This is a genomic window from Paenibacillus sp. FSL H7-0350, assembly GCF_038593195.1.
Lineage (GTDB): Bacteria > Bacillota > Bacilli > Paenibacillales > Paenibacillaceae > Paenibacillus_AQ.
In genome coordinates, this window is the sequence record NZ_CP151972.1 from 6,609,152 (window position 1) to 6,635,247 (window position 26,096).

Annotated in this window: 18 protein-coding genes; all 18 read left to right on the top strand. The window is 51.4% G+C overall.

All coding sequences use genetic code 11. The features are described from left to right. The first annotated feature begins 248 nt into the window (after positions 1–248). Complete coding sequence (locus NYE24_RS29665) at positions 249–4,619, top strand: bifunctional 2',3'-cyclic-nucleotide 2'-phosphodiesterase/3'-nucleotidase (RefSeq protein WP_342477313.1); 4,371 nt, start codon at positions 249–251, stop codon at positions 4,617–4,619. 665 nt (positions 4,620–5,284) lie between these two features. After that, positions 5,285–7,222: a threonine--tRNA ligase gene (thrS, locus tag NYE24_RS29670; RefSeq protein ID WP_342477314.1), complete on the top strand. Its 1,938-nt coding sequence runs from the start codon at positions 5,285–5,287 to the stop codon at positions 7,220–7,222. Between the two features lie 116 nt (positions 7,223–7,338). Further along, positions 7,339–8,097 (top strand): 3D domain-containing protein, encoded by a 759-nt coding sequence (locus tag NYE24_RS29675; RefSeq protein WP_342477315.1) that lies wholly within the window; start codon positions 7,339–7,341, stop codon positions 8,095–8,097. Positions 8,098–8,230: 133 nt separating this feature from the next. Continuing rightward, entirely contained in the window at positions 8,231–8,377 is a 147-nt protein-coding gene (locus NYE24_RS29680) for a hypothetical protein (protein WP_156949683.1), read from the top strand. 318 nt (positions 8,378–8,695) lie between these two features. Further along, complete coding sequence (liaF, locus tag NYE24_RS29685) at positions 8,696–9,775, top strand: cell wall-active antibiotics response protein LiaF (protein ID WP_342477316.1); 1,080 nt, start codon at positions 8,696–8,698, stop codon at positions 9,773–9,775. Then, complete coding sequence (locus NYE24_RS29690) at positions 9,776–10,843, top strand: sensor histidine kinase (protein WP_036697784.1); 1,068 nt, start codon at positions 9,776–9,778, stop codon at positions 10,841–10,843. Positions 10,844–10,906: 63 nt separating this feature from the next. Further along, positions 10,907–11,560, top strand: a complete 654-nt coding sequence (locus NYE24_RS29695) for a response regulator transcription factor (RefSeq protein ID WP_036697781.1) — start codon at positions 10,907–10,909, stop codon at positions 11,558–11,560. Positions 11,561–11,614: 54 nt separating this feature from the next. Continuing rightward, positions 11,615–12,610 (top strand): ROK family protein, encoded by a 996-nt coding sequence (locus NYE24_RS29700; RefSeq protein WP_342479324.1) that lies wholly within the window; start codon positions 11,615–11,617, stop codon positions 12,608–12,610. Positions 12,611–12,766: 156 nt separating this feature from the next. After that, the gene (locus NYE24_RS29705) at positions 12,767–13,978 is read left to right on the top strand and encodes an MFS transporter (protein ID WP_342477317.1); all 1,212 of its coding nucleotides are present in this window, start codon (positions 12,767–12,769) and stop codon (positions 13,976–13,978) included. Between the two features lie 264 nt (positions 13,979–14,242). Continuing rightward, positions 14,243–15,892 (top strand): trypsin-like peptidase domain-containing protein, encoded by a 1,650-nt coding sequence (locus NYE24_RS29710; protein WP_036697774.1) that lies wholly within the window; start codon positions 14,243–14,245, stop codon positions 15,890–15,892. Between the two features lie 130 nt (positions 15,893–16,022). Beyond that, positions 16,023–16,709 (top strand): response regulator transcription factor, encoded by a 687-nt coding sequence (locus tag NYE24_RS29715; protein WP_342477318.1) that lies wholly within the window; start codon positions 16,023–16,025, stop codon positions 16,707–16,709. Between the two features lies 1 nt (position 16,710). Next, complete coding sequence (locus tag NYE24_RS29720) at positions 16,711–18,159, top strand: HAMP domain-containing sensor histidine kinase (RefSeq protein WP_036697768.1); 1,449 nt, start codon at positions 16,711–16,713, stop codon at positions 18,157–18,159. Positions 18,160–18,216: 57 nt separating this feature from the next. Further along, positions 18,217–19,173: a 4-hydroxy-3-methylbut-2-enyl diphosphate reductase gene (locus tag NYE24_RS29725; RefSeq protein ID WP_036697796.1), complete on the top strand. Its 957-nt coding sequence runs from the start codon at positions 18,217–18,219 to the stop codon at positions 19,171–19,173. A gap of 364 nt (positions 19,174–19,537) precedes the next feature. Further along, complete coding sequence (gene aroF / locus NYE24_RS29730) at positions 19,538–20,584, top strand: 3-deoxy-7-phosphoheptulonate synthase (RefSeq protein WP_036697765.1); 1,047 nt, start codon at positions 19,538–19,540, stop codon at positions 20,582–20,584. 89 nt (positions 20,585–20,673) lie between these two features. Next, positions 20,674–20,877 (top strand): hypothetical protein, encoded by a 204-nt coding sequence (locus tag NYE24_RS29735; RefSeq protein ID WP_036697762.1) that lies wholly within the window; start codon positions 20,674–20,676, stop codon positions 20,875–20,877. Next, entirely contained in the window at positions 20,867–22,291 is a 1,425-nt protein-coding gene (gene glnA / locus NYE24_RS29740) for a type I glutamate--ammonia ligase (RefSeq protein WP_036697759.1), read from the top strand. Before NYE24_RS29735 ends, glnA begins: the two co-directional genes overlap by 11 nt. Before the next feature lie 163 nt (positions 22,292–22,454). Continuing rightward, on the top strand, positions 22,455–22,649 hold the full coding sequence (locus tag NYE24_RS29745; protein ID WP_076158940.1) for a hypothetical protein: 195 nt from the start codon (positions 22,455–22,457) through the stop codon (positions 22,647–22,649). 606 nt (positions 22,650–23,255) lie between these two features. Then, positions 23,256–26,003 carry a cellobiose phosphorylase gene (locus NYE24_RS29750; RefSeq protein WP_036697756.1) on the top strand — a complete coding sequence of 916 codons (2,748 nt, stop codon included), beginning with the start codon at positions 23,256–23,258 and terminating at the stop codon, positions 26,001–26,003. Positions 26,004–26,096: the final 93 nt, after the last annotated feature.

A 26,096-nucleotide genomic window follows, 5' to 3' on the forward strand; every position in this document is an offset into this window, starting at 1 on the left:
TTCCTATTTAACTTGTCCAACAGGCGGAATCTAATTGAATTGGCTTTTTATCGTTTTCTTCACTTAATTCTTCACTTAATTGTAAAATGATATCGTTATTTTTTACAAAAATCGCTGAATTAATGTGAGATTTTACACAACAACTTATAAGAGTTAATGCAATTTGATAGATTCATAGGTAGGGCTATGATACAATCTTTCGGGCAGTAGTAGAACAATATAGCAATTACAGGGAGGCAATTAGATTTATGGGAGAGAGAAGATGGAACAAGCCGATAGCTTCTTTATTGGCTACCACAGTTCTGGCAGCACAGATGCTGGGCGGAGTATTCAATGTTCCTGTGCTGGCGGCAGGAAAGGCTGAGGCTTCTCCGGTGATTAATCCGGGAACCATTAATTTACGCTTGATGAGCACCACTGATGTTCATACGAACGTATATGGATGGGACTATTTCAAGGGTGCCGCCTCCGCGACTGTAGGTCTGGACCGTACTTCAACCTTAGTAAAGGCTGCACGCAATGACGCAGAGGGGAAATACAACCTTTTGCTGGACAATGGCGATTTAATTCAAGGAACACCACTTGGAACGTATATGGCCCAAGTGTCTGACTTCAAGACTAGCGAAGACCAGATTCATCCGATAATCGCAGCTATGAATCTCATGGGTTATGATGCAGCAACCTTCGGCAATCATGAATTCAATTATGGTTTGGATTATCTGGACCGGACCGTTAAAGGCAATGTGAGCAGTGCAACTTATAAAGAGTCTACGGGTGCGAAATTCCCTTATATCAATGCAAATATTTATAATAAGTTAGACGGTAAAAATACATTTGAACCTTATCAAATCATTGATAAAGTGGTAAAGGATAGCAAAGGAAACACCGTTACCATTAGAGTCGGCCTCCTGGGTCTGGTTACTCCGCAGATTATGGAGTGGGACAAGGTAAACCTGGAGAATAACGTTATTGCCGAAGATATTGTGGAAACGGCCAAGAAGTTCGTTCCTGAAATGCAGAAGGATGGTGCGGATGTTATCGTCGCCATGACTCATTCCGGGTTCGACGCTGCTGCTGCAGAAGGAACAGGTGCAGAGAATGTCATTAACCTGCTGAGCAAGGTTGAGGGCATTGATGCCATTACCTTCTCGCATACCCACAAGGTATTCCCGACGAACGGCGTTGACAGCGCGCTGGATGCTTCCTTCAAAGATCCGTCCACCAAGAAACCTTACAATAATGATGTAGCTAAGGTAGATAACGTCAATGGTCATATCAATGGGACTCCGGCAGTACAAGCGGGCTATGGCGGGGGTTACCTAGGTCTTATCGATTTGAAAATCGTACCCGATGGTACGAATGGCTGGAAAGTAGACAAAACAGCTTCCAAGGCTTCTACGCGCTCTATTGCTGGCGCAGCCATTGACACCGCTATTGAAGATCTTGCAGGAACGGCACATCAAGCTACGATTGATTACGTGAATCAGCCGTTAGGCAAAACAACTGCTCCGATGAACAGCTATTTTGCAATGGTGCAGGATGATCCGACAGTCCAGATCGTAACCTATGCCCAGCAGCAGTATGTATCTAACTTGATTCATACGAACGATAACCTGGCCGCCTACAGAAATCTTCCGATCCTGAGCGTCGGCGCACCGTTCAAGGCTGGACGTAACGGCCCGGATGAATATACAGACATCAAGAAAGGTAACCTTACGATTGCCAGTGCAAGCGATCTGTATCTGTATGACAACACACTCAAGGCGATTGTTGTTAACGGTGAAACTGTCAAGAATTGGGTAGAGATGAGTGCAGGAGCGTTCAACCGCATCAAGCCATCCATCTCCACACCCCAGCCGCTTTTAAATTCAGCATTCGCTGTATTCAATTTCGATGTGATTGACGGCATCAAATATACAATCGATGTTACCCGTCCCGCTAAATATAAGCCTGATGGAACGCTTGTCGATAAGTCCTACAGCCGGGTAACATCCATTACTTATAACGACCAGCCGTTGAACCTAGAGGATAAGTTCGTAGTCGTTACCAACAACTACCGTGCCAGCGGCGGGGGGAACTTCCCGGGTGTCAAAGGCGCTAACATGATCATTGATTCCCAGATGGAGAACCGCCAGGTGCTGATGGATTACATCAAGGAAGCGGGGACCGTTGATCCTACCGCAGACAACAACTGGTCGATTGCACCAATTAAAGGAAACGTCACTGTAACATTCCCGTCTTCACCCAAAGCAGCAGCAGTCGCTCCTGCAAACATTACTGCTACGGGAACTCAAGATGTCAATAAATTTGAGATCTACAACCTTGACTTGAAAAAATCCGCTCCAACCCCAACGGGAGATGTTGAAGTCCATCTGCTGGGCATTAATGACTTCCACGGCCAACTGGACACTACCTCGGTGGTGAACGGGGAAGCAGTAGGCACGGCGGCTACGCTTGCAGCTTATTTGAAGGAAGCCCGTGCCAAATATGAGAATTCGCTGCTGTTCCACAACGGCGACTCTGTGGGTGCATCCGCTCCGGTATCTTCACTGGAACGCGACAAGCCTACGATGGAATGGATGAATCTCATGAAGTTCGACATCGGTACCCTGGGGAACCATGAGTTTGACCAAGGTGTCGAGGCTATGAAGGCTCAAATCTATGGCGGTAAGGACCCTAAGAACGAGAAAGTCGTCCATAATGGCGCAGATTTCGATTATATCAATGCCAACGCAGTGGACAGCACTACTGGTAAACCTATTATCACCCCTTATGTTGTAAAAGAAGTTGGCGGCGTGAAGATCGGCTTCATCGGAGTGGTGACCAAAGCAACGCCAAGCAAAGTATCGCCAGCCGGTACAGCCGGTGTGAAATTCCTGAGTGCCGAGGAAGAAGTCGCGGCGATTGAGAAATATGCGGCCGAGCTGAATGCTCAGGGTGTTAAGACGATCGTGGTGCTTGCCCATGACCCGGCAACAACCAAGACTGATCCGGTTACCCAAAAGAATGTATCCACCGGCGAAGCTGTAGATTTGGCTAAGGCACTTCCTGCCAATTCCCCGGTTGATGTTATCGTAGCCGGAGACAATCATGGTTATGCCAATGATACGGTGAACGGTAAGCTGATCGTTCAGGCTTACTCTTACGGAACGGCTTTTGAAGATATCAAGCTGGTGATTGACGGAGTTACTGGTACAGTGAAGAGTAAAACGGCTACTGTAACGAACACGGTTCAGAGTAAAATCACACCGGATGCCGAAACCAAGGCGTTGGTGGACTACTATCTGAATCAGCACCCTGAATTAACCAAGCCTGTAGGAACTACAGACGGTACAATAACCCGTACAGATGCCTACACTAAGGAATCAGCATTGGGTAACCTGATTGCAGATGCGATGCGTCATGCTATCTTCAAAGAAGGCGAGAAAGATCCTGCAGATTTCGCCTTCATGAACCCGGGCGGCATCCGTGCTGATCTTCCGAAAGGCAATGTAGCGTTCGGGGATCTGGCGAAGATCCAGCCGTTCGGCAACACGCTGGTGAAGCTGACCCTGACCGGCCAGCAGATCAAGACCCTGCTTCAGCAGCAATGGGCAGTTAAGCCTGACGGCACTGCAGACACGAAAACCCTGCAAATCTCAGGTCTGAAATATACAGCTAACATGTATCTGCCGGTTGCAGAACGTGTGGCTAACCTGACTAAGGCTGACGGAACACCTATTGAAATGGCGAAGAGCTACACCGCTGTAGTCAATAACTTCATGGCTGCGGGCGGCGACAATTACAAGGTATTAACTGAGGCAAGCTCCTCGCTGGCTGGACCGATCGACCTGGATGTATTCTATGAATATATCGTCAAAACATTCAACGGTGGTGCGATCACTGCTGCCATTGAAGGCCGGATCATCAATGTGGAGAAAGATCCTGGGACGGTTAATCCGAACCCTGGTAACACTGGATTGGTTACAACTGCAACACCGAAGCCAACGGCTTCGCCTTCGGCCACTCCAAGTCCGGCAACTACACCTGCGGCAACGGCAGCTCCTACGCCAAGCCCAGCTGTCCCTGCAGTAGCCTTCAAGGATCTGGGTAAGGTAGCCTGGGCCGCAGATGCCATTAATGCATTGGCAGCCAAAGGCATTATCAAAGGGATGGACGGCACGAACTTTGCGCCAATGAAGAGTGTAACCCGAGCAGAATTCGTAACCATGCTGGTTCGTTCACTTGAACTTGGCAATTCGGCTTCACCTGCGAAATTCAGTGATGTGAAGCAGGGAGTCTGGTACTCCGATACGATTGCTGCGGCTGTGAATGCAGGTCTTGTAAAAGGCTCCGGCAACGGTAAATTCGAGCCGGGCCGTGAGATTACCCGCGAGGAAATGGCGATTATGATTGCGAATGCCCTTAAGGGTCAGCTGCAGCCGGTTGATGCTGCAACGTTGAATAAATTTAACGATAAGGCCAAGATTGCGCCATACGCCCAGCAGGCGGTAGCTCAACTGACTCAGATTGGTATCGTCAACGGTGTGGATGCCAAGCAGTTCGCACCGAAAAGTATGGCCAACCGTGCCCAGGCTGCGGTGATTATCTTCCGTATGCTGGAGAATAAAGCTTCATAGGTTAAAGTTTCATCATGTAATCATGAAATGATAATCAATCAGAGAGAGCCCCTGCTGAAATAGCACGGGCTCTTTTCTGGAAATATAAGAAGTTATAGGTTTCACACGATAACTTATCCTGCTATTTCTCGCTGAAACGGTACCGTCTATAAAAGGACGGTGGAGACGTTTCCACTTGCCTAAGGAAGGGCAGCTGTTTTACGCTTGACGGAAGATAAGCTGAGATTTATAATTGCCTTAATTCATGTTATCAGCGTTGACGAAGATATGAACCACTTGCTTTGGACCGTTTCAGAGAGAGGAAGCCTCAGGCTGCAACTTCCTCCGGTGCCGGCTTCTGGTTTACCCCTTTGTAGCTGCGGTTATGAACTCCTGACGGCTTCGGTACTCCGGAACCTTAATGGATAGTAAGAACCGCCGGTTCATGGCCGTTATCCCCATGCTAACGAAGGATCATATTCTGCAGTGAAGCATAAGCGCCAGCTGCCAGGATGGATCGAATTTGGGTGGAATCACGGGTGCAATCACTCGTCCCTTTGCGGGACGGGTGTTTTTTGTGTGCAGAGGCTATGAGTGATAACCACTTGTAGGCGTAGGCTTGCGAAGTGAATGTGTATGAAGAGTTCAAGGAAGTATAGCCCAACAAACCTTAGGAGGAAGTAATCATGTCAGTAAATATTAAGCTTCCGGACGGATCGGTCCGGGAATATGCGGACGGCAGCAGCATTGATGATGTAGCCGCCTCTATCAGCAGCGGACTGCGCAAGAACGCCGCAGCAGGCAAGCTCAACGGGATTGTCGTAGACCTGTCAACACAGCTTCAGGAAGGCGACCTGGTAGAGATCGTAACTCTTGATTCGCCGGAAGGTCTCGAAGTGATGCGTCACAGCACAGCTCACTTGATGGCGCAGGCGGTAAGACGTCTGTTCGGCACCAAGGAAGTGAAGCTTGGAGTCGGTCCTGTGATCGAAGACGGCTTCTATTATGATATGGATCTGGAGCATCCGCTCAATCCCGAGGATCTGCTGAAGATCGAGAAGGAAATGGACCGTATTGTCTCGGAGAATCTGCCGATTGTCCGCCATGAGGTCAGCCGGGGGGAAGCACTGGAGCGCTTCGGCGAACTGAGTGATCCTTACAAGCTGGAGCTGATTGAAGCTCTGCCGGAAGACAGTGTCATCACCATCTATGAGCAGGGCGAATTCTTCGACCTTTGCCGTGGCCCGCATTTGCCGTCTACAGCCAAGATCAAGGTATTCAAGCTGATGAATGTGGCCGGGGCTTACTGGCGCGGAGACAGCAAGAATAAGATGCTGCAGCGTGTGTACGGCACAGCCTGGATCAAGAAGGCACAGCTGGATGAGCATCTGCGCCTGCTGGAGGAAGCGAAGAAGCGCGACCACCGGAAGCTGGGCAAGGAGCTGGAGATTTTCACCTTCAATCAGTTAGTTGGACAAGGCCTGCCGATCTGGCTGCCTAAGGGCGCGAAGCTGCGCAGTATTCTGGAGCGTTATATTGTCGATCTGGAAGCAAGTCTCGGATACCAGCATGTCTACACTCCTGTACTGGGGAACGTAGAGCTGTACAAGACTTCCGGGCACTGGGAGCACTATCAGGAAGATATGTTCCCTAAGATGACTATCGATAATGAAGAGTTCGTGCTGCGCCCGATGAACTGCCCGCACCACATGATGATCTACAAGAGCTCGATGCACAGCTACCGCGATCTGCCGATCCGTATTGCCGAGCTTGGGATTCAGCACCGTTATGAAATGTCGGGAGCCTTAACAGGTCTGCACCGTGTGCGTTCGATGACGCTGAATGACTCACATATCTTCTGCCGTCTGGACCAGATCAAGAGCGAGTTCATCCGTGTGCTGGAATTGATTAAGCAGGTATACAGTGATTTCGGGATTGAAGATTACCGGTTCCGCCTCTCTTATCGTGATCCTAAGGATACTGAGAAATATTATGCCAACGATGAGATGTGGGAGACTGCACAGCGTATGCTGCGTGAGGTAGTCGAAGAAGCCGGCCTTCCGTTCTACGAAGCCGAAGGCGAAGCGGCCTTCTATGGTCCGAAGCTCGATGTGCAGATTAAGACTGTACTCGGCAAAGAAGAGACACTCTCGACTGTACAGATTGACTTCCTGCTGCCGGAGCGCTTTGAGCTTGAATATGTCGGCGACGACGGCCAAAAGCACCGTCCGGTTGTCCTGCACCGCGGGATTCTGGGAACCATGGAACGGTTCGTAGCCTTCCTGCTGGAGAACTTTGCCGGTTCACTGCCGCTCTGGCTGTCCCCGCAGCAGGTGAAGATTATTCCGGTATCTTCGGCCTTTGACGAATATGCGAAGGAAGTGGAAGCGAAGCTGCTGCGCAGCGGCATCCGTGCGGAAGTGGATTTACGCAATGAGAAGATGGGCTACAAGATCCGTGAAGCTCAGCTCGAGAAGCTGCCGTACATGTTCGTAGTCGGCGAGAACGAGATGAATGCCGGTAGCGTATCAATCCGCAAACGCGGCGAAGGCGACATTGGCGCCCGTTCGCTGCAGGAAGCTATTGATTCGCTTGCACAGGAAATTGCCGGACGTGTAATCTAAAATTCAGCGTGCTTGCTGAACCTCTGTTATAAGCCTCATGAGACTGCTTTAGTGCGGTGTCATGTATAAAGTTTTGTGAATCGGGAAACCCTCGTACTATGGGGAGGGTTTAACTAATGAACAAAATGGGCTTATACCAGAGGTTTTGGTGTCTTTTCGTCACGATCGTCCTTATGCTGACCGCTGCCGGGATCTTCCCGGATTACGTGCGCAAGTCGGCTCAGGCGAGAGGGATGGAAGACACTGCAGGGCAGCGTGGAAGCAGCATACAGAAGCAGTCACCCGTTGATCGTCAGCAGACAGGCTCAGCATCCCGTCTTGGAGGCTCTTCAAGAGCCGTACAGCCGGATGCCGCAGACAAAGCTGTTAAGCCAGAGGTACAGGCAGCTAAGCCTAAGAATCCTGTCAAAGCACCCGGTTCGGTACCGGTAGCCGCTCCGGCTCCAGAGCAGATTATCACCTCGCTGAAAGTTATGGCGACCGGCTATACAGCCGGATACGAATCCACCGGCAAGACCGCGAAGCATCCGGAGTACGGGATTACGTATTCAGGAGTTAAGGTACGGCGGGACAAGAATGCAGTATCCACGATTGCAGCGGACCCGAAGGTGCTGCCGCTGGGAAGTATTTTATATATACCGGGTTACGGATACGGAATTGTGGCCGATACCGGATCGGCAATCAAAGGGCGCAAGATCGATCTCTACTTCAGCACCACCAAGCAGGTCTACAAGGAATGGGGCAAGAAGTCGGTGGTGATTCAACTGATCAAGCGCGGAGACGGTAAATGCACGGAAAGTATGCTGAAGAGCTTGGGTCATGCTATCCAGACCTATAATGCAGTTCCGCAATATTTGCTGGAAGAAGCTATTTAAGGGATGCGTACACCGGACAATCCGGAGTTTGAATTTATTTTCACTTGAGCATGTATAATAAAGCGGGCTGCTTCCCATAATATCGACTGGGGCAAATACTTGCTTCTTCCGATACAATAGGGAGGTGATTCTCGTGGCTAATTCCAAGAAACCAAAGGTACAGGAAAATTTCAAAACACCAAATGAAAAATACAATGCAGAGTTCGCTGTTGAAAATGACGGTGCGACTAAGCAAAGCAGCAACTCCATGACCAAACCGGCTCAGAAACCGCAGCAGTAATGCTGGGTTCCCGGTAAGCTCCTGAAGCAACAAGCTGTCCTGCCATGTCCGTTTACGGGCTGGAGGGCAGCTTTTTTTAATAGAATTTATATGTTTTGGGGTCCCCGTAAAGTATCTGAGTCATCACCTACGCTAAAGCCCCACTTTATGGGGTTATTTTATATGGTTATAATTTAACTTAATATTCCAGTCCTCTCGGTCTGGAGACTGAGATACAGTTCCTTCTTACGCCGCTGTTCTCCACCGCATTCTTCCTGTAGACTAAGGCTATAAGTGTTCAAGAGGAAGAGTTGTATTTACGACAAGGAGGATGACATTATGAAACGAAGGTTCACCAGCCAGGTACTCGGAGGCCTGCTCCTCATCGGTCTGGGGGGAATGTTCCTGCTCCGGCAGATGGGCTACATGGATTTCAGTCTGAGTTCACTGATCTCCACCTATTGGCCCGTTATTCTGATCGTGATGGGCGTACAACGGCTTTTGGCTCCGGATGAGCAGCGATCAAGATTTTCTGCAACACTCGGCGGATTTATCTATCTGGCGATCGGGGTGTTTTTCCTGGGACGGAATTTAGACTGGTTCTACTACTCGGCAAGCGATTTCTTCAAAATGCTGATTCCGGTCATGCTGATCGGCGGCGGATTATCCGTCATCTTCAGACCGCGGCCGAGCACTCCGCCAATACCTCCGGCACCGCCCTCACCACCAGGCTACTACCCGCCTGGACCCGGTAAGAGTCCGCTGGATACAGCGCCGCCTGCTCCGCTGGAGTCTACGCTCGATCAGCAGTTCGAGCAGAAATTCGGCAAGCCGGTTGGCAGCGAGGACCGGAACTGGAATGATTATCTGCATAAGAATGAGGAAGACGCAGACGGTAACCCGCTGCATGCTTCGGCAGATACCCGCTGGCAGGAGAAGCAGGAGCGCCAGGAGCGCAGACGCCAGGAGCGTCAGGAACGGCAAGCCCGCCGTCACGGCGAATGGCATGAGGAGTTCCAGGATTCCGGGAATGACAAGGATGCGACGAACCGCTCGGCTTTTATCGGTGATGTGCATATGGGCAAGGAGCATTTTCAATTGAAGCGGACCAATATTTCGCAGTTCATCGGGGATACGGTGCTGGATCTGACCAATGCGCAGATTCCTTACGGCGAGACGAAGATTAATATCTCTGCTTTTGTCGGCGACATTAAAGTATATATTCCAGATGATATGGATCTGGGTGTGGCTGTGACCGGCAGCTCGTTCATAGGTGATATGCAGGTGCTTGAGCAGTCGCGCAGCGGGTTCATGAGCAATGTGCAGTGCAAGACACCGTATTACAAGGAATCGGGCAAGAAAGTCCGTATCAACGTCAGCTGCTTCATCGGTGACGTTAAAGTCAAAACGGTGGGTTAAATGGGGATGATCTTCAGTAATACCAAGTGGATGCTGCTGGTGTATTTCCTGCTTAGCGGCGGGGTTACGGCGGGACTGATGTATGCCGGGACATGCCTGGGCTATATTCAGGTGGTGGATACCCGGATGTGGATCTACCTGTGTCTGGGCATTGTATTGTTCACAGTCATCATCGGCTACATCGCCGGTCAGCGGATTCAGCGGCGGATCGATCATCTGGATTTGAATATGCTGCAGGTGGCTAAGGGGAATATGTCGGTACGGATGCCGGAGAGCGAGGACCAGTCTTTTGCACGGGTCTACCATGAGTTCAACATCATGATGGATACGGTCGAGAAGAAGATGAAGCGGCTCCAGCAGCTCGGGGAACAGGAAGTTATTGAGAAGGAAAAGGCAGCGGAGAGTGCGGTACTGGAAGAGCGCAGGCGTATGGCCCGGGATCTGCATGATACGGTGAGCCAGCAGCTGTTCGCTATTCACATGTCCGCCTCTTCGCTGCCTAAAGTGCTTGAACGCAGCGCCGAGCACGGCAGGGTGGTGATGGATCAGCTGATCAGCATGTCCCAGATGGCGCAGAAGCAGATGAGGGCGCTCATCGCACAGCTGCGTCCGGTGGAGCTGGAGGGGCGCAATCTGTTCGAGGCATTGGAGAAGTGGTTCCCGGATTATTGCCGTCAGAACGGGCTCAAAGGGGTGAAGGAGCTCGAGCTTCAGGGTGAGCTGTCCGAAGCGATCGAGCATCAGCTGTTCCTGATTATTCAGGAGTCGATGGCAAATATTGTGAAGCATGCCGGTGCACGGGTGGTCAGTCTGTCCCTGCGGGAGGTGCCGCGCCAGGTGGTGCTGAGCATCAGCGATGACGGGCAGGGCTTCGAGCATGTGCAGCACAAGCAAGGCTCCTACGGGCTCACGACCATGCGTGAGCGTGCCGAGAAGCTCGGCGGTCAGGTCGAGATTATCAGCCGCAGGGGAGCGGGAACAACGATCCGCGTACATATTCCAAAGTTTGTCCAAGGCCGCGCGGAGACGGCTGCTGACGGGTCTGAGGCCGATTCTGAAGAGGCTTGAGGGGCTTAGCGGTGATGAAGCTGGGGCTGTATAATGCTTATACAATGTTAGGGGGAGTACAGGATGAGTCTCATAAAAGTACTGCTTGTAGATGATCACGATATGGTGAGGATGGGCCTCAAAACCTATTTGATGCTGGACCCGATGTTTGAAGTGATAGGGGAAGCAGCCAACGGGCATGAAGCGCTGGCGATGCTCCGTGAACTGGGACAGGAGGCGCTGCCGGATCTGGTGCTGATGGATCTGATGATGCCGGTAATGAACGGTGCTGAGACCACCCGCGCGGTCCTGGCCGAATTCCCCGGGCTCAAGATTGTCATCCTTACCAGCTTCCTGGAGGACGATCTGGTGGTCGATGCGATTGAAGCCGGAGCTGTCAGCTATGTGCTTAAGACCGTCTCCGCAGAAGAACTGATCTATGCGCTGCAAGGCGCCTATCGCGGCATGCCCGTGATGACCGGCGATGTGTCGCAGGCACTGACCCGCGGCATCCGCCAGCGCACGGTCCAGGGCGACTCCTCCGGCTTAACCGAACGTGAGAAGGAAGTGCTGCTGCTGATCGCCGAGGGCAAGACGAATAAGGATATTGGCGAGGAGCTGCATATCAGCATCAAGACCGTGAAGACTCATGTCAGCAACCTGCTGATGAAATGCGAGCTGGATGACCGCACCCAGCTGGCGATCTTCGCCCACCGCAAAGGCTGGGCGCAGGGTTAGCAGCTGCAGGGAGTTTGGTAGACAACATTTATATAGTGAACCGATAAGGAGGCTATCCGAATAGCAAACGCCAATCTGATGAAGGAAATTAACCTGAATAATGTGCGTCAGGTGATGAAACGAATGGAGACGGCTACAAAACCCCAGCTAGCTGCACTGACCAAGCTGAGCGTAGTAACTGTGAACTCATTAGTTAAGGAACTGTCCGAGTTAGGGGAATTGTTTGAAGACATGGTGGTGCCTTCTAACGGGGGCAGACCCGCACAGACCTATCGCTTTAATTACAATTTCAGCCTCGCATTGGTGATGTACGTGACAGAAAAAGCGGGAAAGGTCCTGGTCTCCGCCACAGTTATCAATTTGAAGGACGATATTCTGATGAAGGATGATCATATCATCCCGGTTTTTGAGAGAGATTTTTTCTATACAATCATTGAACATGCACTGAGCCAGTATCCTGCCATCAAGGTCATTGGCATAGGTATTCCGGGACAGGCGGTCAATGGTGATATTAAGGTCAGCAGTCTCCGGGAACTGACGGGCTCACGGTTAATAGAAGAGATTGAGACCCGGTTTGGGCTGCCTATTCTGGTGGAGAATGATGTGAATGCAGCGATCAGCGGATATTGCATGAAGCATAGGGAAGGCGAAGAGCAATATTTACTGGGGCTCTACTTTCCGAACGGTTACCCGCCGGGTATGGGGATCTACCTGAACGGCAGCATCCTGAGAGGAAATCAGGGGATGTCAGGCGAGGTTAAGTTCCTTCCCGATATGCCTGAGTGGAGCCTGGAGATACCCCGAGATACATTCATAGCTGCAACCTGCAGGATCTTACAGACGGTGAATGCTGTTCTGGCCCCGGATAGAATTGTCATTTATCAGGACAGAGTGGAAGATGAAGTCTGGACATCGGCCTGGACAGCCTATCAGCTTCAGCATCCCATGCCGGTTTATCCGGAGGTCGTCTTACAGCACACCTTTCAAGAAGATTTCGAGAACGGTCTGCGCAGACTGACCCTGAAGGAGTTAGAGCCGGAGCCTACATAGACCTAACGTACTAACAGCCCTTGTTAACAACAGGGGTTTTTTGTTGTTTTTTTGGATAAGTGTATCCGCTTCTTGACAAAAAATAAGAGAGAGCACATACTTAGTATATATACTTTATAAAGTTTATTTATTAAGTGTGATTTAGGGGGAATATCTTTGTCTACGTATTTTTTGATTATTATTTATCTGGCTTTTATTAGTCTGGGACTTCCCGATTCTTTACTTGGCTCTGCGTGGCCCGTGATCTGGCCGGAGATGGGTTCATCGCTGGGGTCGGCGGGAATCATCTCCATGATTATTGCCGGAGGGACCATCGTGTCCAGTCTGTTCAGCAATACCATAGTGAAGCGCCTGGGGACAGGACGAATTACCTTTGTCAGTTGCCTCTTAACCGCCGCCTCATTGTTCGGATTCTCCGTATCGCCATCCGTGTTGTGGTTCATTATAATGGCCGTTCCGCTAGGTCTTGGGGCAGGTGCAGTAGACGCGGCACTGAATCATTATGTGGCTGAACATTACAAGGCTCATCATATGAGCTGGCTGCACTGCTTTTGGGGCGTGGGCGCGACCTTGGGACCCATGATTATGGCAGTCAATCTCGTACACGCCCAGTCCTGGAGAGGAGGATATGCGGTGGTTGCCATCATTCAGTTCGGATTCGCGATGATTCTGTTAGTGACGCTTCCGCTATGGAAAAAGGTTGCTGCCATGCGGGAGCCTCAGCCTTCCGCAGCGCTTAGCGGCAATCTTCCAGATGAAGTTGCAGTGAACCGTAAGTCGCAGGCGAACACTATCCGATTGCGGGGCGTTAAGCCTACTCTGTTGACGTTCTTGTTGTACTGCGGAATAGAAGCAATGGTTGGACTATGGGGCGCCAGTTATCTGGTAGGCGCAAGGGGAGTTCCACCAGATACAGCAGCGGTATGGATCTCCGTATACTACGCGGGTATTACAATTGGCAGGCTGATAACCGGCTTCATCACGTTAAAAGTCCATAACCGCCTTCTTATCCGTTACGGTCAATTGGTGACCCTTATAGGCGGAGCTATTCTTGTAATCCCGTTCCATCCGGCCCTTTCACTTGCAGGACTGATATTGATTGGTCTGGGCCTCGCACCGGTTTATCCGGGTCTCCTGCATGAGACGCCTGCCCGGTTCGGCAAGGAGAATTCAGCCCGCTTAATCGGGTATCAGATGGCGGTAGCCTATACGGGGACAACGTTAATTCCGCCGTTATTCGGACTTTTATCCGTGGGCACCAGCATTGCCGTATTCCCCTTTGCTGTACTTACGCTACTGATCTTCATGTTCTGCAGTGCAGAGCGGGTGAACCGGCTGCTGGGCCAATCCATGTTAGGGAGGGAATAAACTGATGGCTTATATTCTTATCTGCGCAATCATCTGGCTGGCCGCCTACTTTCATATGGCAGCATTCAAAGAACGAATGGAAGTGAAGCCTATCCGTACTGTAGAAGATCTGTTTGATTAATCAACGATCCATTATCGTCTTGTTATCTTTTTATCTCCGCTTAAATTGTTTTTAATGTGACCTTAAGGTTTACAGTACAAAATAAGGACATCAAAACAAATAACACTTTGCCTGACACGGCAAGGCGCGGGAGGAAAGTAAACATGGACGATAACAAAAACAACAATTTCAATCGTGATCATGAACCGGGACCAGATCGTGAATGGGACAATAATCATACTGATACTGATAACAGCACTAATTCATCCGCAGAAGGCGGCTCCTACTATTATTCTTACGGACCTTTCAAATCCCTGAACAATGATGAGATGAACGGCAATGACCCGCAGCACTATAACCGCCGCGAACCTGAGCGGGTTGAGGTTACACCGCCACAGCCGGTGAAGTCCTTACCGTATAACACCTCGCTCCGCACCACAGGGAATGACGGGAACGGCGGACGGGGCGGCAATCCTCCGGAGGGGGGCAACGGCTGGCAGTACAACCGCAAGCCGAAGAAGCCGGTGAAGGCGGTACTGGTATCTTTTCTCGCCGGAATGGTGGTCTTATCAGGCTCCATGTTCATGGCAGACCGGGGGAATTGGTTCACAGGAGGCCAGGAGGCAACCACGGTTGCATTGAATCCGGCGGGGAAGACGGCTAACGGCAATGCTAATATTACACCTTCCACCTCCGCAGCGGCGCTGGTCACCGGCTCAGGAGATGTGTCCGGCGTAGTTGAAGGGGTAGGGCCGGCAGTCGTCAAAATTGAGACGCTGGTGAAATCAAACAACTCACGGAATAGAAGCAGCAGCCCGAATATGAGCGATCCGTTCTCACAGTTCTTCTTCGGTGATCAATTCGGCGGAGGAGGTTCCGGTTCGAATAATTCGGAATCACAGACTCCATCGAACAACTCGGATTCCCCGCAGCTGGTTCCTTACGGAATCGGGACTGGCTTCATCTATGATTCTGCCGGATACATTTTGACTAACCAGCACGTTGTTGATAATGCCGATGTGATTCAGGTTACGGTGGACGGCAATACTAAGACTTACGAAGCGAAGCTGCTGGGCTCCAGCAAGGATCTCGATCTCGCCGTATTGAAGATTGAAGGATCGGACTTCCCGTCTGTGGCGCTTGGCGATTCTGACAACATCAAGGTAGGCTCTGAGGTTGTGGCGATCGGTAACCCGCAGGGCTTCGACCATACAGTGACAACCGGGGTGCTCAGTGCCAGAGGCCGCAGTATTGATATTGCCGAAGAAGACGGCAGTGGTACAAAAACCTACAAAAATCTGCTGCAAACCGACGCCTCGATCAATCCGGGGAACTCGGGCGGACCGCTGCTCAACATGAACGGCCAGGTTATCGGTATGAACGTTGCAGTAAGCAGAGACGCTCAGGGTATCGGTTTTGCGATTCCGGTAAATACCATTAAAGGCGTGGTAGATAAGCTTGAAGCCAATCAGGAAATTCCTAAGGAACCGGTACCTTTCATTGGGGCCACGCTTATGACGATTACCGATGAAGTTGCCAAGCAAATGGGGACAACAATTAAAGAAGGCTCTGTAGTGGCTGAAATTGTCTTCAAATCTCCTGCTTATACAGCGGATCTGCGTCCTTACGATATCATTACAGGAATTGACGGAAAGAGCTACGCTACCAGCCAGGATCTGATCACTTACATTCAGACGCTTAAGGTAGGCGATAAGGCGACTCTGAATGTGGTCCGTGACGGTAAGAAGTTGGATCTGCCGGTAACGATCGGCAATAAGAATGATTTCGAGACTGCACAGACTCAGAAGCAATAAGCACACTAGGCGGTGAGCGGCAGAGCGGAAGGGGCAACCCTTCCGCTCTGTGCTGTTCGTGAACGGATGCGGAGAGACTGGTGCATCTGATACAATAGAGATATACAAATGAGACAATGGGGGCTGCCGGATGCGACCGAATATACTGATAATTGATGATGATGAGAAAATAACCTCTATGCTCCGACGCGGGTTGGCTTTTGAAGGGTATGATGTCAAGACCGCGTCCAACGGTGCAGACGGGCTGCGTGCCGTTCTGAATAGTGATCCAGATGTGGTCATTCTGGACGTTATGATGCCCCAGGTGGACGGGTTCGAAGTATGCCGCCGTCTGCGGGAGGGCGGAAGCAGTGTTCCTGTGCTGATGCTGACCGCCAAGGATGAAATCGAGCACCGGGTGAAGGGGCTGGACCTCGGGGCAGATGATTATCTGGTGAAGCCGTTTGCACTGGAGGAGCTGCTGGCCAGAGTCCGGGCGCTGCTCCGGCGCAAAAGCGAGCAGGGCGGAAGCACGGATCAGGCGGTCACCTATGAGGATATTACGCTGGACGTGGATTCCCGGGAAGTGACCCGCGCCGGACGGCGTCTGGAGCTGACAGCGAAGGAATTCGAGCTGCTGTATCTGTTCATGCAGAATCCGAAGCGGGTGCTCTCCCGCGATCTCATTATGGATAAGATCTGGGGCTATGATTACAGCGGGGAATCGAATGTCCTGGAGGTATATATTGCAATGCTGCGCCAGAAGACGGAGGAGCATGGCGGCAAGCGACTGATTCAGACGATCCGGGGAGCCGGTTACATCCTAAGAGGTGACTAATATGTCCATACGTTTGCGGCTTACTGCCTGGTATTCAGGGATTCTTGCCGTTATGCTGCTGGTCTTGTCGGCCGTAATCTACGGCTTTGTCTATATTAATACGTATGGCGATTTGAAAAGCCGGCTCCTGAACCAGTCCCATCAGGTTGAACTGAAGCAGGGGCTGACCTCTGACGGCTCGCTGCAGCCGGTGCTAGGCGGACCTGCGGGCCAAAGTCTGTTCGCCCAGATGTACATCTATGATCTGGACAGACTGATCCCCAGTCCGAACATGACCGAGATCAGCTTGAAGTTCAAGGTACCCGCCAAGGAGGATCTCCCCGGAGAGGAGGGGTTCCTGCAAGCCAGCTATGGCGGCAATCCTTTTCTGATCTATCAGAAGGGCTTCGACATCAATCTCAATAACAGCAGTTTCCCTGCTGTCCTCCAGGTTGCCGTATATACGGGTGAGCAGGTCACCCTGCTGAACCGGCTGAAGAATATTTTGCTGGCCGGCTCCTTCGCTACCCTGCTCGCAGCCTTCACCTTCGGCCTCTTCCTGGCCCGCAAGGCGATGAGTCCGATTGGCAAGGTCATTGAAGCTGCGAACGGGATTCAGACGGGAACGGACCTCAGCTCGCGGATCGTATATGACGGTCCGCAGGATGAGATCGGGCGGCTGATCGAGACGGTGAATAGTATGCTCGGGCGGATGGAGGGTTTTTATACGGGACTGGAGGAGGCCTATGCCACGCAGCGCCGCTTCGTCTCTGATGCTTCGCATGAGCTGCGGACACCGCTTACAACCATCCGCGGGAATATTGATCTGCTGCAAAAGGTCTGGGAGATGAAGCCGGATGACAGCCGGATGTCCGAGGCGGATGTCCGCCAGCTCTCGATTGAATCGGTGAAGGATATCGCTGATGAAGCGGCACGCATGAGCCGTCTGGTAGCGGATATGCTCTCCCTAGCCCGGGCGGATACCGGCCGGACCTTCGAGATCGAGCCGGTAGCGCTGGAGCCGATGATGACTGAAGTGGCCCGCCGCGCGTCCTTCCTGACGCGTGAAGCAGAATGGTCTGTCGGTGAGATGGGCCATCTGAACGGTAAGTATATCCTGGGCAATAAGGATTATCTGCAGCAGATGATGTTTATTTTCATTGACAATGCGTTCAAATATACCCCGGCCGGTGAGGTTACGCTGGATGCATTGCTGTATCAGAATCAAGTGGGAATCCGCATTGCCGATACGGGAATCGGGATGGACAAAGATGAGGTGCCGCATATCTTCGACCGCTTCTACCGAGCAGATGAATCCAGAGGAATTACGGAAGGTATCGGGCTCGGATTGTCCATTGCCAAATGGATTATTGAGGAGCATGGAGGCTCTGTTGAGGTGGTTACCCGTCAGGGGGAAGGGACTACCTTTGTGATCTGGCTGCCGCTGCTCTTTGCCCCGCCTCTGGAATAGGGTATAATTGAGGGGCTCCTATTACAGCAGTCATTGACAGCAGAAAGCGGTGAATTCATGGAAGTCATCAAAATCTCTCCCCGGGGTTATTGCTATGGCGTCGTCGATGCTATGGTGATGGCACGGCAAGCTGCGCAGAATCTGGATTTGCCCCGGCCGATTTATATACTGGGCATGATTGTGCACAACAGCCATGTCACGAACTCCTTCGAGGATGACGGAATCATTACGCTGGACGGGCATAATCGTCTGGATATTCTAGATAAAGTAGATAAGGGAACAGTCATCTTCACAGCGCACGGCGTATCGCCCGAGGTCCGTAAGATGGCACGCGCCAAAGGGTTGACTACGGTAGATGCCACATGCCCGGATGTGACCAAGACGCATGACCTCATCAAGGAAAAGGTAGAAGAGGGCTGTGAGATTATTTATATCGGCAAGAAAGGCCATCCGGAGCCTGAAGGTGCGGTGGGAATTGCGCCGGAGCATGTCCATCTGATCGAGAAGGAAGAGGAAATTGCCGGCCTATCTATCCCTTCCTCACGTATTGTCATTACCAACCAGACCACAATGAGCCAGTGGGATATTAAGCATATTATGCGTAAGCTACTGGAGACTTTCCCCGGCGCTGAGGTTCATAATGAGATCTGCATGGCTACGCAGGTGCGGCAGGAAGCTGTTGCTGAGCAGGCGGGCCAGTGTGAGCTGGTTATTGTGGTGGGTGATCCTCGGAGCAATAACTCAAACCGCTTGGCGCAGGTATCAGAGGAGATTGCCGGCGTCCCGGCTCACCGGATTGCTGACGTCTCCGAGCTGAATACGGAGTGGCTGAAGGGAATCACCAAGGTAGGTGTGACTTCCGGCGCTTCTACGCCGACACCGATCACCAAGGAAGTTATTAATTATCTGGAGCAGTATGATGAAGCGAAGCCGGAGACCTGGGAGATCAAGCGCACGGTCAATATGGCGAAGCTTCTGCCTCCGGTGAAGAATAAGACAGCAAGCACCAGCTGACAGCTCTGAATCACGATGAACTCATAGCGATTAACCGGCAGTACGGCCTGAAAGGGCTGTGCTGCTTTTTTTGAAAGAAAAGAATGTATATGCTTCGCGCTAAAATTATCCTTATCTTTCTCGCCGAAAAGGTACCGTCCTTTAAAAGGACGGCAATGCCGTTTCCACTTGTTTTGCCACATAGAGTTCACACAGAATGGGGGAATAATGGTTGACTGAAAGGGGGATATGCGATAAAATCACTTTAGCGCTTAAAAGCGTACACGCGTCGTAGCGAGATAGTGAATTGGGGAATTAGGGAATCATCAGCAGTGTGCCGGTCTATCCAACAACACTAATACGAGTTCAAAAGGGGAGCTATCATATGATCGTTATTACATCAAACCAAACACCTCAGGAACAGGTGAATGAGATTATTGCCGTGATTGAGAAGGAAGGCTTGCAGGTCCACCTCTCTGTAGGGGCTGACCATACCGTAATCGGACTGGTCGGGGGCGTCACTCCGAAGCTTGCCGAGCATCTGCGCCAGATGAAGGGCGTAGAGAATGTAGTTAAGATTACCAAATCTTACAAGCTGGCAAGCCGCGACTTCCATCCGGAGGATACGGTTATCGATATCCGCGGAGTGAAGATCGGCGGGGAGAACATGGTTATTATGGGCGGTCCGTGTGCCGTGGAATCACCGGAGCAGATCGATGAGATCGCCCGGCTGGTGAAGGCTTCAGGCGGACAAGTGCTGCGCGGAGGTGCCTTCAAGCCGCGTACCGGACCTTACAGCTTCCAGGGGGTTGGCGTGGAAGGGCTGACGATGATGGCGGAAGCCGGCAAACGTCACGGCCTGCTGACCATTACTGAGGTCATGACGCCGGAATACGTAGATATCTGTGCCGAGCACGCGGATATTCTGCAGGTGGGTACGCGCAACATGCAGAACTTTGACCTGCTGCGCAAGCTGGGGACCTGCGGCCGTCCTGTGCTGCTGAAGCGCGGGTTCAGTGCGACCTATGATGAGCTGCTGAATGCAGCGGAATACATTCTCGCCGGGGGCAACCGGGATGTCATGCTGTGCGAGCGCGGCATCCGTACCTTCGAGACCTACACGCGCAACACGTTGGATCTGTCAGCCATTCCTGTGCTGCAGAACCTCAGCCATCTGCCAGTAATTTCTGACCCGAGCCACGGTACCGGACGCCGTGAACTGGTAGCCCCTATGGCCAAGGCCTCTGTTGCTGCCGGCGCCAACGGTCTGATTATCGAGATGCATACCGACCCTGATAACTCCATGACCGGTGATGGCGTGCAGTCTCTGTTCCCTGAGCAATTCGACAGCCTGCTGCGGGATTTGGAGAAGCTGGCACCGCTGGTGGGCCGCAAGTTCTCTCCGTCTCTGGAGGCTTCGCCTGTAGTATGATTTTCAACGTATAAATGACTATTGAACAGCTCTCTTCTCCCGCTTCAGGCTGGAGGATGAGGGCTGTTTTTGCTGCATAGGGGACAAAGGTGACATGGAATCCGGATGAAATTGGTATTTTCACCAAAGCGTCAGAATATCTTACATTGTCGCAAGAAATACCTGACATAAGCATTGACGATGTTAGGTATGCGATTTATAATGACGACAGCAAAAAAATAAAAACAAGAACATTTGATACGATGAGCGGCCTAATGTTCGGAATCTGGGGAGGAATTAAGCATGTCGGTTGAAAAAGTATTGCAGACGATCAAGGAAAACAATATCGAGTGGGTGGATTTCCGGTTTGTAGATTTGGGTGGACGTGCTCACCACATCTCTTTGCCAGCATCCGCAGTTGAAGAAGAAACCTTTGTAAATGGAGTAGCATTCGATGGTTCTTCCATTACCGGCTTCCGGGGGATTGAAGAGTCGGATATGGTAATGATGCCTGATCCAAGCACCACTTACATTGACCCGTTCACTGCTCATCCTACGCTGAACATTATGTGCGACATCTTCACACCTGATGGCGAACGTTATGAGCGCGACCCGCGCGGTATCGCAGTGAAGGCTGAAGAATTCCTGCAGTCCAGCGGTGTAGGTACAGCAGCATTCTTCGCACCTGAATCCGAATTCTTCATCTTCGACGATGTACGTTACGAGAGCGGAATGAATACTTCCTCCTTCTACGTGGATTCCGAGGAAGCAGCATGGAACACTGGCCGCAAGGAAGAAGGCGGCAACATGGCCTTCAAGGTTGGCGTGAAGGGCGGATACGTGCCTGTAGCTCCAGTGGATTCCCAGCAGGATATCCGCAGTGAAATGTGCCGTTTGCTTGGTGAAGCCGGCCTCGAAATCGAGCGTCATCACCATGAAGTAGCAACAGCAGGCCAAGCGGAAATCAACTTCCGTTTCGACACCCTGAAGAAAACAGCTGATAATCTCCTCACTTACAAATACATTGTGCAGAACACTGCACGTCAATACGGCAAGGTAGCCACCTTCATGCCAAAACCGCTGTTCGGTGATAACGGTAGCGGAATGCACGTTCACCAATCGATTTTCAACGGCGATGCTCCATTGTTCTACGAAAAAGGCGCATATGCCAACCTGAGTGAAATGGCGCTGCACTACATCGGCGGTATCCTGTATCATGCTCCTGCATTGATCGCGCTGACGAATCCAAGCACCAACTCGTTCAAACGTCTGGTTCCTGGCTATGAAGCACCAGTCAACCTGGTCTACTCCAAGGGTAACCGTTCCGCTGCTGTCCGTATCCCGGTTGCTGCTGTGACACCTAAGGGCTGTCGCATCGAATTCCGTACACCGGACTCCACTGCTAACCCTTACCTGGCCTTCTCCGCTATGCTGATGGCTGGTTTGGACGGAATTAAGAAGAAGATCAACCCTGAAGAAATGGGTTATGGTCCGCTGGACAAGAACATCTACGAATTGTCTGATGCAGACAAAGAGAAGATCCGCAGCGTTCCAGGTTCCCTGGACGAAGCACTGGATGCACTGGAGGCTGACTTCGAATTCCTGACTGAGGGCGGCGTATTCACCAAGGACTTCATCGATAACTATATCGCCCTGAAGCGTTCCGAAGCTCAAGCTGTTGCTATCCGCGTTCATCCGCATGAATACTCCCTGTACTTCGACGTATAAGATAAGCTAGTCTAATGTGAATATAGTAGGTTAGAAGGGCCCCTGGAATCATTGATTCTGGGGGCTTTTTGCGTGTGGCAATTTCGTGCTGGAGGGTGAGGTGAAAAGTGAATAGTGAATAGTGAAAAGTGAAAGGTGGAAGGTGAAAGGAGAAAGGTGAAAGGTGAAAGGGATAAATCCCTCTAATTTAGGTGGGAGTTGGCTAGAAGTTGAGAAAAAAGGGATAAATCCCTTTGATTTAGCTGAAAGTTGGCAAATGGGTGAAATGAAAGGGATAAATCCCTCAGATTCAGCGAAAAGTTGGTTGGAAGCTAAAATAAAAGGGATAATTCCCTCTGTTGGTGCTGCTGCTCATTAAACTGATTGGGAGTAATGATGAAGAGCATTAGTGCACCTGAATTCGGCGAATGGTGGGAAAATGGGCTAAATGAAGAGCATTAGTGCACCTGAATTCGGCGAATGGTGGGAAAACGAGCTAAATGAAGAGCACAAGTGCACCTGAATCTGGCAAAAGTGGGCAAACGAGCTAAATGAAGAGCACAAGTGCACCTGAATTCGGCAATATTGGGCAAATGAGCTGAATGTGGGGCATTGGTGCACCTGAATTCAGTGAATATTTGCTAGTTGAGTAAAGGTGGAAGCTCATTTGCACTTGTTACAAATAGCTTTATATTGCGGTTTCGTAAAGTTTCGTTACTAAAATAGTATTATTGTAATAAAGTTACAATTACATATGATGCTTTGAGCTTTGGAGTATAAATTTTGCACATTCATCTCTGCTCATAAGTCACAAATAACGCTTTACAAAGGGAAATAACGGTGTGATAATGAAACCGAAACCGATTTCGGAAAGCGGTATCGGGAATTGGGGTTATGTGTTATTGCAATTATGTGGTTGAGCAATTATGTGGTCATACACAAACAAGAAGAGATCTGCTGTCAGGGAACAGGGAGGATGAATGTATTGAAGGATCAATCAAAGGTGTCAAGAACAGGCTGGAGCTTTACCGGGAATAACGGGGATTTTCGGCTGGAACAGCCGGACCGTAGCAGCTTTTTATATTTTCCGCTAGTTAATGAAGGGGGCATGATGTCCTCGGTCAGTCCTAAGCTGCATGGTCAGGCCACCTCGGGCCATAATACCTTTCTGACACCGCCGATCTCGGTGGAGGATCTGCATAATTCCCGCGCCTCGCGCAATTTCTGGGTATACATTGAAGGCAAAGGCGCCTGGTCGGCTGCGGGCAATTCTGCACGGCAGAATGCGTCATTCTATAGCGAAGCGGCAGATGAATCCTTGCTGGAGGCAGGACTTCTGTGGCATCGGGTGACGCGGGAGAGTAAGGAGCTGGGGCTGAGAGCGGAGATCACAAGCTTCGTACCCTGCGGCAGCGACAAGGTTGAGCTGATGAAGGTGGTACTTACGAACAGCGGTACAGAGGTGCTTACGCTGACACCTACTGCAGCTATTCCGCTATATGCGCGCTCTGCGGACGATCTGCGCGATCACCGGCATGTGACTTCGCTGCTGAACCGGATTTATACTTCGGCTTATGGCGTAGAGGTGCAGCCTGCCCTGTCCTTCGACGAACGCGGCCATCGGGTGAATCATACTTCGTACGGGGTATTCGGGGCTGGAGAGGGTGGAGCGCTGCCAACCGGATTATTCCCTGTCCAGGAGGAATTCATCGGCGAGGGCGGAAGTCTGGACTGGCCGGAAGCGGTCGTGAACAATCTGGCGCCGCCGATTGGCGAAGACGGAGGAGTGCCTTGGGAAGGTTATGAGGCGTTGGGGGGACTGCGGTTCGCCGCGATTACTCTGGAGCCGGGTCAGAGCCATTCTTATGTCGTAGTCATGGCGATTGACAATGATAGAATTGATGTGCAGGCGCTGATGGCCAAATATGGCTCGGCTGCGGCTTTTGACGCATTGCTTGAAGAGAATAAGCGCTTCTGGGCGGATAAAGTCAATACGGTAGAATTCCATACCGGAGATCATGCTGCTGACGAATGGATGAAATGGGTGACGCTGCAGCCGGTGCTGCGCAGACTATACGGCAACTCGTTCCTGCCTTACCACGATTATGGCAGAGGGGGACGCGGCTGGCGCGATCTCTGGCAGGATTGCCTGGCTCTATTGATCATGGAACCTGCGGATGTGCGCAGCCTGCTGCTGAACAACTATGCCGGAGTTCGAATTGACGGCAGCAATGCGACGATCATCGGGCAGCAGCCGGGCGAATTCATTGCCGACCGTAACAATATTCCACGGGTCTGGATGGATCATGGCGCGTGGCCGTTCCTGACTACCATGCTATACCTGGATCAGAGCGGGGATCTGGACTTCCTGCTGCAGGAGCAGACCTACTTCCGTGATACCTTCATGAACCGCTGTAAAGACCGCGATGCCTCCTGGGAGCCGGGGGCAGGAAGCAGTCTGCGGACAACTGCGGGCGAAGAATATACAGGTACTATTCTGGAGCATATCCTGCTGCAGAATCTGGTTCCTTTCTTCAATGTGGGTGAGCATAACAATATCCTGCTGGAAGGAGCAGACTGGAACGATGGCCTCGATATGGCTGCACAGCGGGGCGAAAGTGTTACTTTCACAGCCTTCTATGCCAGCAACCTGCTGGATCTGTCCAAGCTGCTGATTACCCTGAAAGAACGGACGGGCGGAGATACGCTGGAGCTGGCCGAAGAGATGGTGCTGCTGCTTGACTCGCTCGGCCAAGCTGTCGATTATGAATCGGTGACGGCCAAGCATGAGCTGCTCAGCCGCTTCTATGCTGCTGCGCCGAATAAGGTGAGCGGAGTAAGAGCTGTGCTGAAGCTTGAAGAGGTTGCAGCAGATCTCGCCCGTAAGGCGGAATGGATCTTCGATCACCTGCGCCGCAATGAATGGGTAGAGAGCGGATATGGCGACGGCTGGTTCAACGGTTATTATAATAATGACGGTGAACGTGTAGAAGGGGAATGGGCTGATAGCACACGGATGACGCTTACCGGACAGGTCTTCCCGCTCCTCGGCCACGCGGCTGCTCCAGAGCAGATTCCTGCGATCATCTCTGCGGTAGAGCGCAATCTGTACGATGAGAAAATCGGCTACCGTCTGAACAGCAACTTCGGCGGAATTCAGCAGAATCTGGGCCGGGCGTTCGGCTTCGCCTTCGGACACAAGGAGAACGGAGCGATGTTCAGCCACATGACCGTTATGTACGGCAATGCGCTATATAAGCGCGGATACGTCAAAGAAGGCCGTAAGGTGCTGAATTCGCTGTATAACCTGAGTGCTAACTTCGAGGTCAGCCGGATGTATCCCGGAATTCCGGAATATATCAACGAGCAGGGCAGAGGAATGTACACGTATCTGACAGGCTCGGCAAGCTGGCTGCTCCTGACGATGGTGACTGAAGTATTTGGCGTCAAAGGCAAGCTCGGTGACCTGTTGCTGCAGCCGAAGCTGGTGAAAGAACAGTTTGACGGCAATAAGAGCGCCTCGATCAAAACTATCTTTGCCGGACGTGAGCTGAAAGTCGTCTATACGGCTTCTGGAAGCACGGAGTACGGAGAGTATCAAATACACGCAGTCCGCTTGAACGGGGCTGAGGTAACGCTTCAGCGCGGCTCAGAGGGCGCTGTGATTCCACGCAGCCTGCTGACAGAACTGGCTGAAGGAGAAATTCATCTGCTGGAGGTAGAACTGGCCTAAGCCGGAGCTGCTGAAATCTATCGCCTGCTCTGACGGTCCGCGCAGAGCAGGCTTTTCAATATCCAAATATACCGTATAGAATGGACTTGGAAA

What these genes read in the sequence shown, in the direction of transcription:
- NYE24_RS29720 (WP_036697768.1), top strand. Translation starts at nt 16,711, where the DNA reads ATGTCCATACGTTTGCGGCTTACTGCCTGGTATTCAGGGATTCTTGCC.
- NYE24_RS29675 (WP_342477315.1), top strand. Translation starts at nt 7,339, where the DNA reads ATGAACAAAATGGGCTTATACCAGAGGTTTTGGTGTCTTTTCGTCACG.
- aroF (WP_036697765.1), top strand. Translation starts at nt 19,538, where the DNA reads ATGATCGTTATTACATCAAACCAAACACCTCAGGAACAGGTGAATGAG.
- NYE24_RS29725 (WP_036697796.1), top strand. Translation starts at nt 18,217, where the DNA reads ATGGAAGTCATCAAAATCTCTCCCCGGGGTTATTGCTATGGCGTCGTC.
- liaF (WP_342477316.1), top strand. Translation starts at nt 8,696, where the DNA reads ATGAAACGAAGGTTCACCAGCCAGGTACTCGGAGGCCTGCTCCTCATC.
- NYE24_RS29715 (WP_342477318.1), top strand. Translation starts at nt 16,023, where the DNA reads ATGCGACCGAATATACTGATAATTGATGATGATGAGAAAATAACCTCT.
- thrS (WP_342477314.1), top strand. Translation starts at nt 5,285, where the DNA reads ATGTCAGTAAATATTAAGCTTCCGGACGGATCGGTCCGGGAATATGCG.
- NYE24_RS29665 (WP_342477313.1), top strand. Translation starts at nt 249, where the DNA reads ATGGGAGAGAGAAGATGGAACAAGCCGATAGCTTCTTTATTGGCTACC.
- NYE24_RS29710 (WP_036697774.1), top strand. Translation starts at nt 14,243, where the DNA reads ATGGACGATAACAAAAACAACAATTTCAATCGTGATCATGAACCGGGA.
- glnA (WP_036697759.1), top strand. Translation starts at nt 20,867, where the DNA reads ATGTCGGTTGAAAAAGTATTGCAGACGATCAAGGAAAACAATATCGAG.
- NYE24_RS29695 (WP_036697781.1), top strand. Translation starts at nt 10,907, where the DNA reads ATGAGTCTCATAAAAGTACTGCTTGTAGATGATCACGATATGGTGAGG.
- NYE24_RS29690 (WP_036697784.1), top strand. Translation starts at nt 9,776, where the DNA reads ATGGGGATGATCTTCAGTAATACCAAGTGGATGCTGCTGGTGTATTTC.